21 protein-coding genes are annotated in these 15,291 nt (G+C 40.2%); 4 read left to right on the top strand and 17 right to left on the bottom strand.

The window, feature by feature from the left end; all coding sequences use genetic code 11:
* The 13 genes from MFF31_RS15015 to MFF31_RS14955 all read right to left on the bottom strand — a co-directional run bounded on the left by MFF31_RS15015 (position 1) and on the right by MFF31_RS14955 (position 9,387).
* A complete protein-coding gene (locus MFF31_RS15015; protein ID WP_238188924.1) occupies positions 1–519 on the bottom strand; it encodes a phage baseplate protein in 519 nt (172 codons plus the stop codon).
* Positions 519–3,257 (bottom strand): phage tail tape measure protein, encoded by a 2,739-nt coding sequence (locus MFF31_RS15010; RefSeq protein ID WP_238188923.1) that lies wholly within the window; start codon positions 3,255–3,257, stop codon positions 519–521. The genes MFF31_RS15015 and MFF31_RS15010 overlap by 1 nt, the downstream gene beginning before the upstream one ends.
* A gap of 46 nt (positions 3,258–3,303) precedes the next feature.
* Positions 3,304–3,501, bottom strand: coding sequence for a hypothetical protein (locus MFF31_RS15005; protein ID WP_238188922.1), 198 nt, complete (start codon positions 3,499–3,501; stop codon positions 3,304–3,306).
* Positions 3,461–3,766, bottom strand: a complete 306-nt coding sequence (locus MFF31_RS15000) for a hypothetical protein (RefSeq protein ID WP_238188921.1) — start codon at positions 3,764–3,766, stop codon at positions 3,461–3,463. Before MFF31_RS15000 ends, MFF31_RS15005 begins: the two co-directional genes overlap by 41 nt.
* Before the next feature lie 32 nt (positions 3,767–3,798).
* Positions 3,799–4,191 carry a phage structural protein gene (locus MFF31_RS14995; protein ID WP_238188920.1) on the bottom strand — a complete coding sequence of 131 codons (393 nt, stop codon included), beginning with the start codon at positions 4,189–4,191 and terminating at the stop codon, positions 3,799–3,801.
* 14 nt (positions 4,192–4,205) lie between these two features.
* On the bottom strand, positions 4,206–5,207 hold the full coding sequence (locus tag MFF31_RS14990; protein ID WP_238188919.1) for a DUF3383 family protein: 1,002 nt from the start codon (positions 5,205–5,207) through the stop codon (positions 4,206–4,208).
* Positions 5,194–5,691 carry a phage neck terminator protein gene (locus MFF31_RS14985; protein ID WP_238188918.1) on the bottom strand — a complete coding sequence of 166 codons (498 nt, stop codon included), beginning with the start codon at positions 5,689–5,691 and terminating at the stop codon, positions 5,194–5,196. Before MFF31_RS14985 ends, MFF31_RS14990 begins: the two co-directional genes overlap by 14 nt.
* Positions 5,692–5,764: 73 nt before the next feature.
* Complete coding sequence (locus MFF31_RS14980) at positions 5,765–5,914, bottom strand: hypothetical protein (protein WP_238188917.1); 150 nt, start codon at positions 5,912–5,914, stop codon at positions 5,765–5,767.
* A gap of 342 nt (positions 5,915–6,256) precedes the next feature.
* Positions 6,257–6,703 (bottom strand): ArpU family phage packaging/lysis transcriptional regulator, encoded by a 447-nt coding sequence (locus MFF31_RS14975; RefSeq protein WP_238188916.1) that lies wholly within the window; start codon positions 6,701–6,703, stop codon positions 6,257–6,259.
* A gap of 540 nt (positions 6,704–7,243) precedes the next feature.
* The gene (locus MFF31_RS14970; protein WP_238188915.1) at positions 7,244–7,435 is read right to left on the bottom strand and encodes a hypothetical protein; all 192 of its coding nucleotides are present in this window, start codon (positions 7,433–7,435) and stop codon (positions 7,244–7,246) included.
* Positions 7,436–7,454: 19 nt separating this feature from the next.
* Positions 7,455–8,306, bottom strand: a complete 852-nt coding sequence (locus MFF31_RS14965; RefSeq protein ID WP_248565499.1) for an ATP-binding protein — start codon at positions 8,304–8,306, stop codon at positions 7,455–7,457.
* Positions 8,233–9,042, bottom strand: coding sequence for a hypothetical protein (locus MFF31_RS14960; protein ID WP_248565498.1), 810 nt, complete (start codon positions 9,040–9,042; stop codon positions 8,233–8,235). The genes MFF31_RS14965 and MFF31_RS14960 overlap by 74 nt, the downstream gene beginning before the upstream one ends.
* Positions 9,043–9,159: 117 nt before the next feature.
* Entirely contained in the window at positions 9,160–9,387 is a 228-nt protein-coding gene (locus MFF31_RS14955; protein WP_238188912.1) for a hypothetical protein, read from the bottom strand.
* A gap of 216 nt (positions 9,388–9,603) precedes the next feature.
* On the opposite strand from MFF31_RS14955, the gene MFF31_RS14950 reads away from it, so the two are divergent.
* From MFF31_RS14950 to MFF31_RS14940, 3 genes are all read left to right on the top strand, one after another.
* Complete coding sequence (locus tag MFF31_RS14950) at positions 9,604–10,029, top strand: helix-turn-helix transcriptional regulator (RefSeq protein WP_238188911.1); 426 nt, start codon at positions 9,604–9,606, stop codon at positions 10,027–10,029.
* Between the two features lie 74 nt (positions 10,030–10,103).
* Positions 10,104–10,727, top strand: coding sequence for an ImmA/IrrE family metallo-endopeptidase (locus MFF31_RS14945; RefSeq protein WP_238188910.1), 624 nt, complete (start codon positions 10,104–10,106; stop codon positions 10,725–10,727).
* Positions 10,714–11,094: a hypothetical protein gene (locus MFF31_RS14940; RefSeq protein WP_238188909.1), complete on the top strand. Its 381-nt coding sequence runs from the start codon at positions 10,714–10,716 to the stop codon at positions 11,092–11,094. The genes MFF31_RS14945 and MFF31_RS14940 overlap by 14 nt, the downstream gene beginning before the upstream one ends.
* A 305-nt stretch (positions 11,095–11,399) precedes the next feature.
* Here MFF31_RS14940 and MFF31_RS14935 read toward each other — a convergent pair whose 3' ends face one another.
* Positions 11,400–12,143: a suppressor of fused domain protein gene (locus MFF31_RS14935; protein ID WP_248565497.1), complete on the bottom strand. Its 744-nt coding sequence runs from the start codon at positions 12,141–12,143 to the stop codon at positions 11,400–11,402.
* A 200-nt stretch (positions 12,144–12,343) separates the two neighbouring features.
* On the opposite strand from MFF31_RS14935, the gene MFF31_RS14930 reads away from it, so the two are divergent.
* Positions 12,344–12,520, top strand: a complete 177-nt coding sequence (locus MFF31_RS14930; protein ID WP_238188907.1) for a YjfB family protein — start codon at positions 12,344–12,346, stop codon at positions 12,518–12,520.
* Positions 12,521–12,883: 363 nt separating this feature from the next.
* On the opposite strand, the gene MFF31_RS14925 is transcribed toward MFF31_RS14930, so the two are convergent.
* The 3 genes from MFF31_RS14925 to MFF31_RS14915 all read right to left on the bottom strand — a co-directional run bounded on the left by MFF31_RS14925 (position 12,884) and on the right by MFF31_RS14915 (position 15,250).
* Positions 12,884–13,831, bottom strand: a complete 948-nt coding sequence (locus tag MFF31_RS14925; RefSeq protein WP_238188906.1) for a DUF4179 domain-containing protein — start codon at positions 13,829–13,831, stop codon at positions 12,884–12,886.
* Complete coding sequence (locus MFF31_RS14920; RefSeq protein WP_238188905.1) at positions 13,824–14,342, bottom strand: sigma-70 family RNA polymerase sigma factor; 519 nt, start codon at positions 14,340–14,342, stop codon at positions 13,824–13,826. Before MFF31_RS14920 ends, MFF31_RS14925 begins: the two co-directional genes overlap by 8 nt.
* A 143-nt stretch (positions 14,343–14,485) precedes the next feature.
* Positions 14,486–15,250: a Gmad2 immunoglobulin-like domain-containing protein gene (locus tag MFF31_RS14915; protein ID WP_238188904.1), complete on the bottom strand. Its 765-nt coding sequence runs from the start codon at positions 15,248–15,250 to the stop codon at positions 14,486–14,488.
* Positions 15,251–15,291: the final 41 nt, after the last annotated feature.

Here is a 15,291-nt window from a genome sequence, read left to right as displayed (position 1 = left end):
TCATCCTTCCGCCCAAGGGCTCTCTATCTTGATGTTGGTCTTTTGGTTCCTTTCCTTTTTCTTAGATGATTCTGTATTATTTTTCGCTGACGAACTATTTTCGTTAGCTTGCTTCCTTCCTGAGTTTTCAACACCTTTTACTTGTGTACCGATCTGGGTAGATAGAGAGCCTTCATACGAATTAGTCGCGATTCTAACGGATTTAATCGTCATCGTAAACGAAAAACCATTCGCTGCACGATGATCATGTTTCGATGAAAAACTCGTGATGAGTCCTGTAAATGCATTTCTACCTACATACTTAGCAATGTTCCCTCTGTCCATGTTAGAAATGATAATCGCTCGAACTTGAGCAGCATCATCCCCTACGATAAACCCACTTAATGAAAGTGTGCGTGGTTTGCGTTGTACATGGTCACTAAGATTGATACCTTTTTCAACGGGTTGATCTGTAATATCTACTTCGTAAGAGGGATCTTCATTAATGACATGGATGTACTGACCGTTTAAAATAGCCATTAAACCTCTACCTCCATTAACCCCATGCGGCGAATAGCTGAATCAACAGCTTCTTGAATGACACGTTTCATTTGCTCCGCCATATCACTATTCACAGATGCTCCTGAAGTATTTCCTTTCATGTCAATGTTCAGATCAATCTCAAGTCGCTGAGGCGCGTTCGTACGTGCTGGAGCAGTCTCTGGTGTATAAGCGGTTGCAGAAGCCAATTGTGTCGGCGCCATGTAAGGTGCAGTCACTTCTCCTGCAAGAGCTGTTGAGGCAACAGATACCATCGCTTGTGTGCCTGTTATGCCATCGGCTAAGCCTTCACCCGTATAATAACCTACTTCCATCATCACTCGTGATGGGGATTTTATACGTAAGAAATTTTTGATCCCAGTTGTAATATCACTAGCTACATTTGTAATTGCCGTAACTACAGCACCTGCCGTATTCACAATACCGTTAATCAAGCCTTGAATAATATCCCTACCGATTTGTTGTAAATCGATACCTTGAAAGAATCCTGTAATCGAATTCCATATATCTGTAAAAAAGGTACTAACACTCGTAAATACGCTGGTGGTAGTTGTTTTGATTTGGGTCCAATAACCAGTAACGGTTGTAACAATCCATGATATAGCACCAACGATAGCTGTTTTAATAAGTAAAACCCATCCACTAAAAAAAGTAATAATGCCGTTAAATACATTTGTGGTTATTGTCGTGATTTGGGTCCAATAACCAGTAACGGTTGTAACAATCCATGATATAGCACCAACGATAGCTGTTTTAATAAGTAAAACCCATCCGCTAAAGAAAGTAACAATGCTATTAAAGACAGTAATAATGCCATTTTTGAATAGCGTCCACATTCCCAATAGCCATGGACCAATTGTTCCCCAATTTTTAAAAATAAGAATGGCTGCTGCGATAACCGCAATAATGGCCACCACAATCCACGTTATTGGATTTGCCAAAAAAGCAGAATTTAGCGCCCATTGCGCTGCTGTCATTGCCCATGTTCCTGCAGAAGTTAACCACGTCCCTATTGTCATTGCCCTCATGGCCGCTGTGGCTGACGTAGTCGTAAATGTCATAATCCTTAAAGCTGCTGTTTTTGCTCTAGCTGCTATCGTAGAAAGAACTAACTTTGCTTTAAGTGCAATCAACTCCACATTAATAGCAAATAACAACGCTTTATGTGTAACTAACGGCACCTTACTAGCAACCCATGCTGCGGTCATTCTTATGATCGATCCTACTGCAGCCCATCCGGATATTGCATACTTATAAGCTGTTTTAATGGCCTCAACACCAGTCATAATTATTCCTTTTAGGAAAGAACCCAGCATCTGTGCACCACTAATTGTTGCTTGAATACCTGTACGAATTAATGCTGGCAAAAAGAATGTTGTTATGGCTGCTGCTGCTGCAAGAATAGCTTCTTTGTTTTCAACAACGCTTCCTGTAAAAGCATTAAAACTAGCTACAGCTTCATCTTTGAACGATATTAATACAGGTATTGCCTCAACTGCTTTGTCGTATAGAATACGGATTGCCTCCGCTGCAAGGTCAAAACCTTTCCCAAGAAAGTCACCAACAGCTGTACCAACAGCTTCAATTTGAGGCTTATGATCCGTCAACCATTGTCCTAGCTTCGTCAAATGAGGGAGCATTTTCTGACCAATCGGTATAAGAAAACCTGTCTCAATCTGTCGCCCGAACATCGCAAATGCTTCTCCGGGCTTATCAAACTTGATTTGATTTAGCCCATCCATGCTAGCTGCAGTCATGTCAAATTTGTCTGTTGCATTTCCCATTGCTGTAATAACATCAACTTCAAGTTCCTTGAATTGGTTACCCATTAGAGCCACGCCAAGTCTATTTTTTTCAAGAGGGTCTTCTATCGCAGCAATCTTCTGCAATACTTCACTGAAAGCTTGACTAGCCTTCGGGCCACCTGCAGCAAATGTCTTCATCATAGCGTCAGCATTAAATCCTAAATCCGTAAAAGCACCTTTTGTGGATTCAGAATTATCCTGAGACTTGCTATTAAATTCTTTAACAGCAAGGCCTACTTTGTCCAACTGGTACGCACCTTCAATAGAGCCTGCCGACAAGACGTTAAACATTCCTTCAGCAGTAAAGCCTAGCGACTTAAACTGATTGGAGTATTTGTTCGCACTTTCAAGTAAATCCCCCGATTTGTTGAGCCCCTTTTGGGTACCTTGAGCGAGAAGATTCATAGACTGCTCTGAAGTAATGCCGAATTGCCTCATCATCGTGTCCACTGTTTTAACGCTATCGGGTAATTTAAATCCAAATACATCTTTTAGTAAAATAGCATTACGCGTCGTATTTTCCAGTTGATCCCCGGTCTGTCCGGTAACTGTTTTTACTGCTGTGATCGCATTACCGAGATCTGCCCAATCTTTTCCGAAATTTTGAGTATAGAGATTTTCTGCAATCTCTCGTGTCTCTTCCATCTGGGCCTTAGTTGCACCGGTTGCTCCTTGCACGTCTGACATTGCTTTTTCAAAATTGGATGATGCGGTAAGGGCCGCTGTACCGAGTCCAATTATAGCTCCTGGTAAAGACTTCCCTAATTCTATTGCTGCTTGAGCAGCATTAGTTTTTATTTTTTTAATCGTATCAGCAAACTTCGAAGCTTTGACCTCTGCCTCAACAACTGGAGCCATATTCACATTTATTGCTACGTTGTACATTAATATACCGATTGTTTGGTTCGCCATCGCTTCCATTCACCCCCCATGCAACAAAAAAGCGCCCCGAAGGACGCTATTTTTTTTTGCTTCTAGAAGCCTGTTTTTGCTGCTGAACATATATGTCTAACGCCGCATTTGCTTCTATCAAGTCATTTTGATCCATCATTTGAAGATCGGAATACGTAATATTCATGTCCGATAGAAGCAAGCGCCATTGAGACCAGTTTGCTCTAGCCCTCTTCTCCGCTTCCAGCTTGCTGATCGTCATCACTGCCACCATCCTGCCCGGAAATAAAAGAATAGGCAGCATTAATAACTTCACTATATTCGGTATAATCTTTAAAATCGTCAATACGCTTCTTCGGCTCGACGATGACATGCTTCAACATTTCTTCTGACAGGCGCTCCTCTAGCACAACGCCATGTTTGTTCTTTGAAGCGTCATTGATTTTCGAAACCATACGTACACCTGGGTGTTGGAAAATATATTTGTTCCCTTGTTGCGAAGTGAAATCCTTTTGGTTGAAATTTGTCATGATTCATCTTCTCCTTCAAATAAAGTTTAGTATTATAGCATATGGAGATCTAGACATTTAATCTCATATTCCCTATCTTCAATCGAATTCGCGTACTTGCGAGCCCCAGGCTTTGAGACATAGCATTGAGTTGCTGCTGTAATCTCTTTTGGTTGCCCCGCATAAATAACCGTTACCGGAACCAAATCTCCAGTATTAGCTAAGTTGTCCATAAAAGACACCTGCGGGCTTGTTGGCTGCAAGGTGAGAGTAATCGTTCCGAGCTTATTGTTAATTTTGGTTCGAACAACATCTCCCTGCGCACCTACGGATGTCTCGTAATTATCTTCGTCCTTCTCGATTTCCACCATAGACTCACCAAATCCAGTTAAATGCACATTTTGGATAATGACGCTAACACTTTTTGGATCATACGTATAACTCATTCTTTTTCATCTCCCTATATTTTAATGTAGCCCTTAATTGCAGTTTTATGGATCGCTCCAGCCAATTCAAAAGAGAATTCGCCGCCGTCATATAGTCGATTAGCTCGATCTGCTGCGTCCACTTCATTTCTTGATTTGAAAGTAGTCGAGAAGATACCCATACCCTTCTCATCCCGAGCAACCATGCCGCTATTGAAGGCTCTTTGCAGGACAGTGCGCACGCTGCTCTCGATAAGCGCTATGCCGGTGTCATCATAGCTTAATTTGCGCGTTTGGTTTAATAAATCCTGAACTGCAAATTCAATAGATTGGATAAGATAATCCTTACTGTGAACGATATCGATATATTCACCGCTAGCCACTTTACCTTCACTCGTTACTGCTTTTCCAGCTTTCATGACATACGTATTTGCACCCAGTTCATGAATCTCATTCAGTTCTGTAGCTGTCAGATCAAGAGGAACGATACCTCTTAATGTTTTAAACTTCCAGGTAGCACTGCCAACTTCGTCAGAACCCGTCTCACCAATCCATGCAGCTTCTGGATAATTCGATGTATCTGTATGATAAAGGATACTTGTTCGGCTATAGCCTTTTGCTTTAATCGCTGCCAACTCTGTCTTATTACTTGAACTAGCTACAAACTGTCTTGATCCTTCAAGCTCTACTGCATCAGCAATCGTCGTAATACTGCCGACAGTACCGCTTGTCGAAACAAGAAAATACCAGTCTTTCGAAAAAATCGACGGCAGAAACGCTTCTAGCGTCTCACCGGCAGTTTTGTGCAGCATAACCGCAATTTCAGTAGGAGCATTATCCCCCTGGTTAAATAAAGCGAAGGCCGCCTTGTATATTTCGCTAGTGCTCGCGAAATCCAATTTGACCGCCTCTAAGTTTGCATACGATTTGTAATCCTGCCCTGTTTCGCTTGAACCGATGATTAGCGTTTTACCAAAACTCAATTTTGGTGTCGGTTTTTGAATATCAATAGTGACGATTACATCATGAATGGACAATTTGATTTCCTCCTTGAATATTAATTTTCTCAATAAATTCATTTACAGTTTCTACTACATTCGTCGTTCGAAACTCCACCTCAAACCCTTGGCGAAGCTCCAAGACGTTATTAATAGTTACATCCCGATTTTCGAGATCTCCTACATTAACAACAACCACATCGACCATTTCTTTCAACAAAACGTATCCTGCTAACTTGAACCAATCCCTAGCAGTCAAACCGTTAACAATGCTGGTTGTCCGATCGACTGCATAAGATAAGAAAGAGACGGTAAATGTGACCGTCTCCTTCTCGATTCTTTTGTTCGATTCAAAATATACAGACGGCAACCCTTTCTCCGCTCTAAACCCACCGATAAAATCATAAGTGAAGAACGAACCGACAGGTTTATCACCCCCGCCATGCATCTCAGTGACAGGAAACTTCAAATGCTGGGCTAGGTTACTAACAATTGCAGAGTGAATTGCCTGAAATGGAAGCAAATGCAATCACCCTTTTCATTACGTATTGCTGTGAACAATACTCGTTTCTCATCGGCATAACGACCTCCTTCACCTACAGTAGTCTGGCGTTAACTGAATGGTTGATGCCAGGTAGCATAATACTTTCGGGAGATGCGCGCTCCCGTCCCCCGTCAGAATCATGTTTGCCTCCGCCATTTCTTACATGAACATAAGGAGCGATTACCAGTTGAACTGTTTTCATACAATCACCCCCCTTTAAAATTACTTTTCTCCAGAACACACTTCGGCAAATGACAAAGCTGCTTTGTCTCTCGCCATTCCCCCCAAAAGCATCCCTTACATTTCAATGGCTGCTTTGGAAGCTCAAGTTCACTATTCAACTTTTTCTTTTGTTCCTTCATATCCCCGGTCCCTCCCTACCTATATCGGGATATTAACCCATGCAAAAGGGGCCGCCCATTGGACGACCCCTCACGCACACTTGCCATATGTTTATATTTCCATATTCCAATAATACCATGTTCTTTTGCAACTTGTCGGACATGAAGCGGACTTAGAGCGGACATAAAGCGGACATCATCGTTCAGCACTCCTGAAGTACTACCAAACCAAGAGTATTAGCTATTCGAAACATTGTTTCTGATTTAATTCGACGGTAATGGCGATCACTATAACCCATATCCGCTGCGACATCAAGATCAAGTACATTGTCCTCGTCCAAGTATCTAGCACGGATTAACTTCTGTTGTTTTGCTCCCAGTCTACTTATTGCACTCTCGGCTCGTTCGATATGCCGACGACGGCGCTCCGGTTCGTCTACATTCCTAGCAGCTAATTTTCCAGTATGATCGCTTGTCATTCCGGTATAACTTCGAGGCATGTCGCTGTACGAGGCGGTAATAGATTGTTGCTCCGGTATATACGCAGTAACCAGGTACTCCCTCGCCTGTAGTAAATATTTCTCTACTGCATCCTTAGTTGCACTGTCATTCACCTTGTAATTGCCAAAATCCGTTTGCCTTGCTCCCATTACTCCCATCTCCTTTTCTATTATATGTAAAATTTCTCACCTTATATTTGTTTGAGCCTTTCCTATGAATTAATCATAGAATATATCATCCCATATGAAAGGGTGATAGAATTGGCAAACGTAGATGTAAGTCTCCAACTTTTCTCTGGCAATAATTTCAGAAATCGGCGGATTGTTTTTAGACGTGGTGGCGTAGCAGTTCAAGATTTGGGAGCATTTCGTTTTGATAACGTTCTTTCCAGTTTCCGTCTAAGAAATGCCTCAACCAGAGATTCTGTTACACTCGTTTATTTTCGCAAATTAACTTTCAAGGATCCACTCGCATTTTTCGTGGACGCCAAAGCATGTCGAACTTAGGTAACTTCAATAATCTAACTTCTTCACTAGTTTTAGTAGGGCGCAACCTTACTAATGCCGAGATTCAACAGATCCAACGTACTGGCACCCCGCCACGTGATGTTTTAATTATCAGACAATAACTAATAGGAGAAGAAGGCACAGACATGTGTTTTTTTAATACTCCCAAGTACCGTGAATCTTTCAATCTAAGCAAAAGACTCCTCTCCCAATTCGTTCTATATCATCATCAGTTGCACGGGTAATAATAAATGGCTCACATCCATTCCACCAAACCATTTCCTCACCAATCTCAATTTCCTTAAGAGCTTCACATAACTCTTTTGTTGGTCTTACATCCTTTATCCATTTCTTTTTGAATTGCGAATTACTCATGTCCTAACCCCTTCCATACTTAATCGTGCATTCTTTTGAGAGCATCCTCATGTCGTTTAGATGTAGCCAAATTTTCAAATACTCTACAGGAACCAATAATACGATCGATCAGGCGACCGTCCGTATCCAATGCCCCCCCATTTCTTCCTTTCTCAAACCACTTGCTCAGCCTATTTAGATCGAGATTGCTGGAATAATTCGTTTTTTTGCCCATCCTGCCGTTTATGATCGGAAATAAGATGTCGTTAAACTCAGTCTCGGATAATACACCAGAGCCGATTTCATCCAGTGTGAGCAAATCACAATCAACAGCCGCCGTAATAATATCTGTTAATGAAACTTTGCTGCTAAACTTGAATGTATCCTTTGCAGTATTGAAAAGTTGTGACACATCAAGAAAGAGGCAAACATAACCATGTTTAACTAACTCATGATGAATGGATGCCATAAGATGACTTTTTCCGTTTCCTGGCTTCCCATATAGCATTAACCCAAACTCTTGTATTCTGAAAGTATCTGCAAATCTTTTTGCCTCGTTGAACACATTTTCTGTGCCTCTACGAATAATGAAATTTTCGAAGGATGCACGTTTAAGACTTTCACTTATAATGCTTCGCTTATAATGTCTCTCAAGCCGATCGCGACGCACACTACGTTCGAGGTCAAGCTGATCCTTTTCCATCCTACTCGCAACACACTTACAAGCAGATGGCATGACGTACTTTTGAAATAGCGGAAAAAATACTCTTCTCATCTCAACCCGGCATATCAAGCAACAATATGTACCTTCATTTGGGTCAACGGCGTACAAAGAGGTCATAGTTCTGTTCGGAACCGACAATATCACTTCCGTTATCGCTTCTGCGTTCATTCATTTCACCTCCGCAACTCTGTGTTTTCTTCAACTTTCCAGCTTTGCTTTCCATTTCGATGACTAACCGATCAAATTGTTTTCTTAGCTTGCTGGGACATAAAATATTTTTTCGCCAAAAAGTGTCTTCCGTTACCCATTCAATCACAATCTTTACTAGCTCCGTTTCCCTTTTATCTATTTCAACTATTTTCCGGAAATCATCTGCCCAGAGCTGAAAGTCTGGTTGTTTCACACTACTCGTCCATTCTTTTATTTTCGAAAAAAGGAACGCTGCCATCCTGTAAGATGTAGAATCCTCGGCATACCTTTTCCGCTCGCTTAATCTCTTTTTTTCCTCATTGTTGTCATTGTTGTCATTGTTATAATGGTTAACATTTTTGTTTATGGTCACTTGCTGGTCATTTGATGGTCGTTTATTGGTTATTTGCTGGTCGTTATCACTCTTATGCTCTTGGTATAAGTCCCAATTACATATCGTTACAACTGAAAATTTCGTAGTAGATTGGATGGTCAAAAAATCACCCCTTTGCAACGTCTCGAGCCATCTCCAAATTGTTTTTGCACTTTTTTTCTGATCACATTTTAACCCAGCATTATACATGTCATGGAGGTCAAATCGTCCAGTTACGAATTGACCAGGCTGCAACTGAACAATCTGCTTACCGATCATCTGATTACGCTCAGTATGGCTTGCTTCTGTCAAACAAATAAGCCACAAACGTAGTAATTCCATGTCATTAAAAATAGAGTTTTTACGAATTTTGCGATGTATACATATCCAGCCGTCCATACTCCATCTTCACTTCCTTAAGCTAGTTTCTATAACTGTCGAATAAATTTGCTACTGGACTTATAGGTTCGGTTTCATGCTATAAGCTTCACAAACTGCAATTTCCAGCAGGAGATTATCGCCAATCGGTAGCTTGTCCAGACGTGCTGTTGCACGTATTTTCCCTTTTGGCGTCAAATGAGCATAACCATTTTCGTCAAATGTGATGAATCCTCCTGACCTAAGCTCACTAGTCATGTATTCGCGTAGATCAAGAGTCCAACTATCTGCTTCAACTGTTTTATCCATTGTTCAAACCCTTCCCATCTCAATCTTTTAATTTGTAAGTCAGTCATTTACATTTCGCAACTATTTCACATTAAGCAACGTTTCGTTGCCTATATCACGATATTAGTGCAATGAAACGTTGCTGTCAATGTATTTATGCAACGTTTCATTGCCTAGGTTGGCAGGCAACGAATAATTGCCTATAATAGAGTTAATCTATTAATGGGGGCTATTGTTATGCTGTCTGACCGCCTTCGAAATCTAAGATTAGATATGAAGAAGACACAAAAGGACATGGCTGATTTCCTAGGTATTACTAGGCAAGGATATGGAAATTACGAAAATGGGAAAACGGAGCCTGACCAAAAAACAATAAATGCACTTGCTGACTACTTCAATACTACTATTGATTACTTGTACGGCAGATCCGATAACTTTCAACCTGATGTCACCGATCAGCTTAACCATACTTCTAGCAATACAAAACAAGGTGAGGGGAATTCGGAACAACGTGCAGATAGCGAAGCAAATATTGGACGAGCGTTCTTAGGTGGATCTGATAAGTACTCTGAAGAGGAACTAGATCTGGCGAGGGCAGCTGCCAAGGCTGCTGTAGATGCGTACCGTAAAGCTCAGCGAAAAAGAGACGAACAATCATTTTAGTATAGCCTTCATTAGGCTATATTTTTTGCCTACTAATACGAACATACGTTTCTTTTTTTGGGGGATGATAACAAATGTTGGATTTCAATTTATACAAACCATCCGATTTGGAAATTTGGATTAGTGCAAGATACAAAGAACATGGTATCTTAATACCCTCCGATTTGACTATTAAAGCCGTTTCACAGGCATTTGGTGTAGAAGTGAAATATTATAGCGGTCCATGTTTCGCTCAGTGGGAAGAAAATAGTTATTCTTTTATTTTTCTTAAAGAAGATTTATGTTACGAAGAGCTTCGGAAAGAGTTTTTTCATGAGCTATGTCATCCTCTGAGACATGTTGGCATACAAGATTCAATGCCATCAACTTTTCAAGATCTTCAAGAAGCACAAGCTGCGCAGTTTCAAATGGTCGCTGCAATGCCATATTTCATGCTAGAGAAATTCGAACCTACTAAGTATTTACATCATTACTTAACCATTATTTCCGAAGCGTTCCAGCTTCCGTATAGTTTTGTAAAACAACGTATAGAATATATATTACGAAAAATAAGCAATGAACGCGAAGAGCGTAACCTTCGTTCAAGATCGACTTTTAAACCCATCATCTATACGTACTCTGACGCAACAAACAATATATTAAACCAATTAAACCGCCAAATTGCCGAAAGCAGGGGTCGATATCGTGTTGAAGATTAGTGGCATTTATGAAGAATCTGGTGAAAGTAAGCTACTAACTCCTGTTTGGATGATTGTGGAATGCCATTCACTTAATTGGGATAAAACGTTAACCATCGACATTAAAGCGCCATTTCATCGTATCACTTATGATGAATTAGAAGGAGTGTTCCCCTCAATTACAGTGCCGGATTTTGCATACACGCGCCATGAGTCAAATGATTTCCAATTTGGTATCATATTGCCGCTTGTTAAGAAAGCAGCTCTTAGCGCTGAGAATATATGCCAAGCAGAGATAGATCTATCTTCTGTCTATCGACTTGTATTACGTATCGGCGATATCGAGGATATATTGCAATATAATGTAAGGCCTCATATGAAAAGATAATTGGGAAAGGAGAAAATCTAGGCAGAATTAGATATAGCACAAGTAGGTTATGACTGAGATTGGTCAACAACGATTAAATTAATTTCTCTAACGATTCTAAAAAACCCTTATAAATCAAGGGTTTTAAACAAAATAATCGAGGCCCTCTTTCGAGAGCCTCTATCATGGGAGAGGAGAAACCGGACGAAGAACTTATGGGGAAACGTAAGCCTTCTCCGCGGTTGTCTACGACATCTTCCGACGCCGATGTTTTTAGCTTCTCCCGATTCGGTGTGATTATACATAAATCCCAACTTTTTTGTGTTTTACTTTTTGAAGAAACCAAATATTGATTTTTTACAAACATTTTTACGACCGATATCAAGCAATACTGTTATTCCTTCTTCATCATGTTTCTCTAACAATGCTTCTGCACCCTTCTTCAACTTAAACTCCATCTCTTCTGAATAAAGAGGCACTACGCAGAAGAAATGTACTTCTTTTTCATCCGATGCCCGCAAATTAAAGAAAGCGCTTGCATCTTCTGCAAGTGACGGAAGTGTCAGCATAACACCCGATAGTAGCGTGTTGCCAGCAAAAGGTTTTTCTGGATCGCCATTAGGAATTGTATGTCCTGCATACAGCCACGAATTATATTCATGAGGCAATCTCGCAAGCGTTTTCAACCATTCAATCGGCCAATAGTTCTCTGGCAGTGAATACGTTTCCTCCGTCATCGGCCAATCGGCTGGCAAACAAATTAACAACTCTGCAAATCGGAATTTTTCAGCCCCTGGTGGAACAGTCATTGGGAGCGTACTCATTCCACAAGTGACAAGCGTGTAGTAATTTCTTTCTTTGGTCGGCGGTACTCTAAGCACATCGATATGAACAGTATCAGAAATAATTTCATGAAATATAAAGTCAACTACCCCGATATGCTTTTCAATATGAGCCGTAATTAAATCGATCGTCGCTTCATCGCCTGTTGCTAATTGGAACGGAGTTGTTCTTTCCTCATGGCGATAAATTTCTTGGCCCGATTCGGAATACTTCGATTTGCTCATCATAATTCCCTCTTCTCATTTATTCTCTTCTATTCGCATTTAAATCTGTTAACACAAATTTCTACATCATTCCTCATTTTTCCTTTGTTATATTTTAAGTTTCAGCAAAAAAATTAATCTTCGATCTTTCGTAATAAATAACATCTCACTCATTAACCATTTATCATTAAAAAACCGATACAACTACCAAGGGGGTGTCTCATTTGGATATTGCAGCGCTATCAATGTTAAAGAGTCAGTCAGCCTTATCACAAGCAGTAGGGCTTAAAGTGCTCAGCATGGCAAAAGGACAAGCTGAACAGCAAGGTCAACAGTTAGTACAAATGATCAATGAAAATCTTGATCCTAACCGTGGACAAAGTATTGATCTACGCGTGTAATGATGGGACCCGCATATTGCGGGTTTTCTTTTTTGTATATGTTCCTCACTATATACTCATTCTCATCATGGACATTGGACACTGATGCTATTAATCTACTTTATCCCTCTAAGACGTTTGGAAATCCCTTTATATTTTCGGATCAAGATTTCAAGGAGCTCGAGCTAACATCTATCATCCACGCACTTGATGCTGATCGTAAACACGCTAACCAAATTACTACTATTTCATGATGGAAGCATAAAAAAGAAATAGAAGATGATCAAGGTAATGATAAAGATAAAAATGTACAACTTAAATAAAGCAATGGATTGTGTGTTCCTGCGTACAATCCATTGCTTTTTATAACGAACTTTTGTAAAACTACTTTGTATTGTGCTCCGCAGTCGTTGCAGGAATTTGCAGCGGCTCTCTTCGTTCAATAAATAAAATATTATCCTTAAAGCTATACGCTTCTTTTATTTGTGTCAGCTTGGTCAATGCTTCAGCTTCTGTTTTAAAATATGCTGCCTCCACAAAGTAATTACCTTTATCGTCCTTCAACGTACGAACACTTTCCAGCCCAAACAACAACTCTTCATAATTACCTTGAATATCCCCGTAAGGAGAAGAAATGGTGCGAACAGAGTAGACTGGAATTTCACTCGTCTCCGAAGGTCCAGCTGTAAGTGTAACGATAACTTGCGCCGGCTCCTTATATTCTTTTACCTCAAAGCGTACATTTTGATTGAAGGTTATATTAAACCGAATAAGTGAATCATCAAGCGACATTACTTGATAGGCATCCATAATTAATCCACTTTTCTTAAGTAGCGCTAGATCCTTCTCCGCAGAAAATTTTCTTGCGCCGCCAATCGTAAAGGACATCGTATTCGGATATTCACTATACTTTACACCAAACGAGTTGACGATTTGCTGAGCTTCATTACTTTTCTGGAAATTGATCACAATTTCCTCAGATTCCCCCTTCTTCTGCAGTGAAATCAGATTGATATCAGTGCTGTCCGTATCTACTCCACCCCCTGCGCTCCCATTGTTAAATTGCAAAGTCCGAACTAATGCACCTAGTCCCGGTATTTGTTCCAGACTACTTGCGAAAGCTGGCATTGTATTAATGCTCACTGTAAATAAGATGAATAAACTTGCGACGCTAGCACCAACATACTTTATCCAGCGGCTTTTTCCTGCTTTTTTTCTACGCTTTTGCTCCAACTTACCACGTTTTATTGCCGCATCCGTAACAGCAGCCAGCTCGGTTGGTATTTCTATTTCTGCATACGATTTTTTTAACCGCTCCATATCATTACTCATCGTCATCACCATCCTTTAATTCAATATTTAATTTTGCTAGTGATCTGTAAATAATCGATTTCACTGTACTGAGCGGCGAGCCAACAATGTCTGAAATATCATTTAAAGACAAATCTTCGAAATAACGAAGAACGATAATTGTTTTTGCCTTTTCGTCGAGAGTATCCAATGCTTTATGTAAATCGATATGTTCTTCGGTCCGCTCCGGGACGTAACCTGCTTCATAATCATTGTCTATATAAACCGTTTTTTTGGCTTTACGGATATAATCAAGTGCGTTGTTGACTGCAATTTTCGTCAGCCATGTGTTAAAGTACTTTGGCTCGCGAACAGTTTGGACGGAAATCATAGCTCGATAAACGGTCTCTTGTACTATTTCTAGTGCATCCTCCTTGTTTCGTACATAGGTGTATGCAATTCGATAAAGCCGTTCCCTGCGACTTACGATAAGCTCTGAGAAACTTTCTACATCTCCAGCTATCGCTTTTTTCACCAACTCGGTCTCATTCACAATTTTGAAAAACCCCCTATCAATTAGAAATATATCCCTTTAACATCACCTTTATAGCTCTAAACTATCCACTAACTTATTAAAAGCAGTAATCTTACAACGTAATAAAAGCGGCGTTTTGCAACGCCGCTAAGCTAAGCCCATTACTTTAACATGATTACTTTTGTATCAACTGCTTTGCCGCTTTCTTGATCAATTGAATATAGTTCTAGTGTGATCGGTTGATCTCCAGAAAAACTTTCCAAAGGAATCGTTATTTTTTGTTCCAATTGCCCCCAATCCGGTGCACCAATCGAAGACGTTCCAAAACCGCTAGCTATTTTTTTTACGCCTTGTTTTACGTCATAATTGAATGTTCCTTCGTGCAATCTCGCTTCTCCCTTTATTGAGTATTCAAACGATACAGGAGCTACTGTTATGTTGCGGAATGATTCATTTTTGTAACTATTACTATCCGAGCCAATTGTTAACGGAATTTGCATGACTCTTACTTTTTGTCCGCTCTCTTGATCTATTTCGTATAGTTCAATCGTAAGCGGGGAATGACCGGACATCTTGTTCCATGGAATATTAATTTGTTGCTCTACTTTACCCCACTCAGGTCCACCTATAGATGCAGTTCCGAAGTTTTCTACAATAACTTTTTCGCCTTGCTTGACTGTATAGTGGAATGTTCCTTCAAATACACTCGCCTCACCTTTAATAACAAATGCAACACTTTGACTTGTTACCTTGATGTTGCGGAATGAGTTAGATTCATTTGCAATTGGTTGTTTTACTTGCTGATGTGTGTCAATTTGTTTAATCCGATCAACATTACGATCTATAGTTACATTTGTAAAATATCCAAAACATGACGTCCCTGCGATGACACTTGCAACGATTGTAGCGATAGCTGTTTTATTCATTTAAATATTCTCCTCTTTGGCTTAATGCCTTGTTTTATTGT

It is taken from the genome of Paenibacillus sp. L3-i20 (genome assembly GCF_022180385.2).
Lineage (GTDB): Bacteria > Bacillota > Bacilli > Paenibacillales > Paenibacillaceae > Pristimantibacillus.
The sequence above is the reverse complement of the archived record's forward strand: the minus strand, read 5'-3'. Positions and strand labels throughout refer to the sequence as shown.

What these genes read in the sequence shown, in the direction of transcription:
- MFF31_RS15015 (WP_238188924.1), bottom strand. Translation starts at nt 519, where the DNA reads ATGGCTATTTTAAACGGTCAGTACATCCATGTCATTAATGAAGATCCC.
- MFF31_RS15010 (WP_238188923.1), bottom strand. Translation starts at nt 3,257, where the DNA reads ATGGCGAACCAAACAATCGGTATATTAATGTACAACGTAGCAATAAAT.
- MFF31_RS15000 (WP_238188921.1), bottom strand. Translation starts at nt 3,766, where the DNA reads ATGACAAATTTCAACCAAAAGGATTTCACTTCGCAACAAGGGAACAAA.
- MFF31_RS14995 (WP_238188920.1), bottom strand. Translation starts at nt 4,191, where the DNA reads ATGAGTTATACGTATGATCCAAAAAGTGTTAGCGTCATTATCCAAAAT.
- MFF31_RS14980 (WP_238188917.1), bottom strand. Translation starts at nt 5,914, where the DNA reads ATGAAAACAGTTCAACTGGTAATCGCTCCTTATGTTCATGTAAGAAAT.
- MFF31_RS14975 (WP_238188916.1), bottom strand. Translation starts at nt 6,703, where the DNA reads ATGGGAGCAAGGCAAACGGATTTTGGCAATTACAAGGTGAATGACAGT.
- MFF31_RS14970 (WP_238188915.1), bottom strand. Translation starts at nt 7,435, where the DNA reads ATGAGTAATTCGCAATTCAAAAAGAAATGGATAAAGGATGTAAGACCA.
- MFF31_RS14965 (WP_248565499.1), bottom strand. Translation starts at nt 8,306, where the DNA reads ATGAACGCAGAAGCGATAACGGAAGTGATATTGTCGGTTCCGAACAGA.
- MFF31_RS14960 (WP_248565498.1), bottom strand. Translation starts at nt 9,042, where the DNA reads ATGGAATTACTACGTTTGTGGCTTATTTGTTTGACAGAAGCAAGCCAT.
- MFF31_RS14955 (WP_238188912.1), bottom strand. Translation starts at nt 9,387, where the DNA reads ATGGATAAAACAGTTGAAGCAGATAGTTGGACTCTTGATCTACGCGAA.
- MFF31_RS14950 (WP_238188911.1), top strand. Translation starts at nt 9,604, where the DNA reads ATGCTGTCTGACCGCCTTCGAAATCTAAGATTAGATATGAAGAAGACA.
- MFF31_RS14945 (WP_238188910.1), top strand. Translation starts at nt 10,104, where the DNA reads ATGTTGGATTTCAATTTATACAAACCATCCGATTTGGAAATTTGGATT.
- MFF31_RS14935 (WP_248565497.1), bottom strand. Translation starts at nt 12,143, where the DNA reads ATGATGAGCAAATCGAAGTATTCCGAATCGGGCCAAGAAATTTATCGC.
- MFF31_RS14925 (WP_238188906.1), bottom strand. Translation starts at nt 13,831, where the DNA reads ATGAGTAATGATATGGAGCGGTTAAAAAAATCGTATGCAGAAATAGAA.
- MFF31_RS14915 (WP_238188904.1), bottom strand. Translation starts at nt 15,250, where the DNA reads ATGAATAAAACAGCTATCGCTACAATCGTTGCAAGTGTCATCGCAGGG.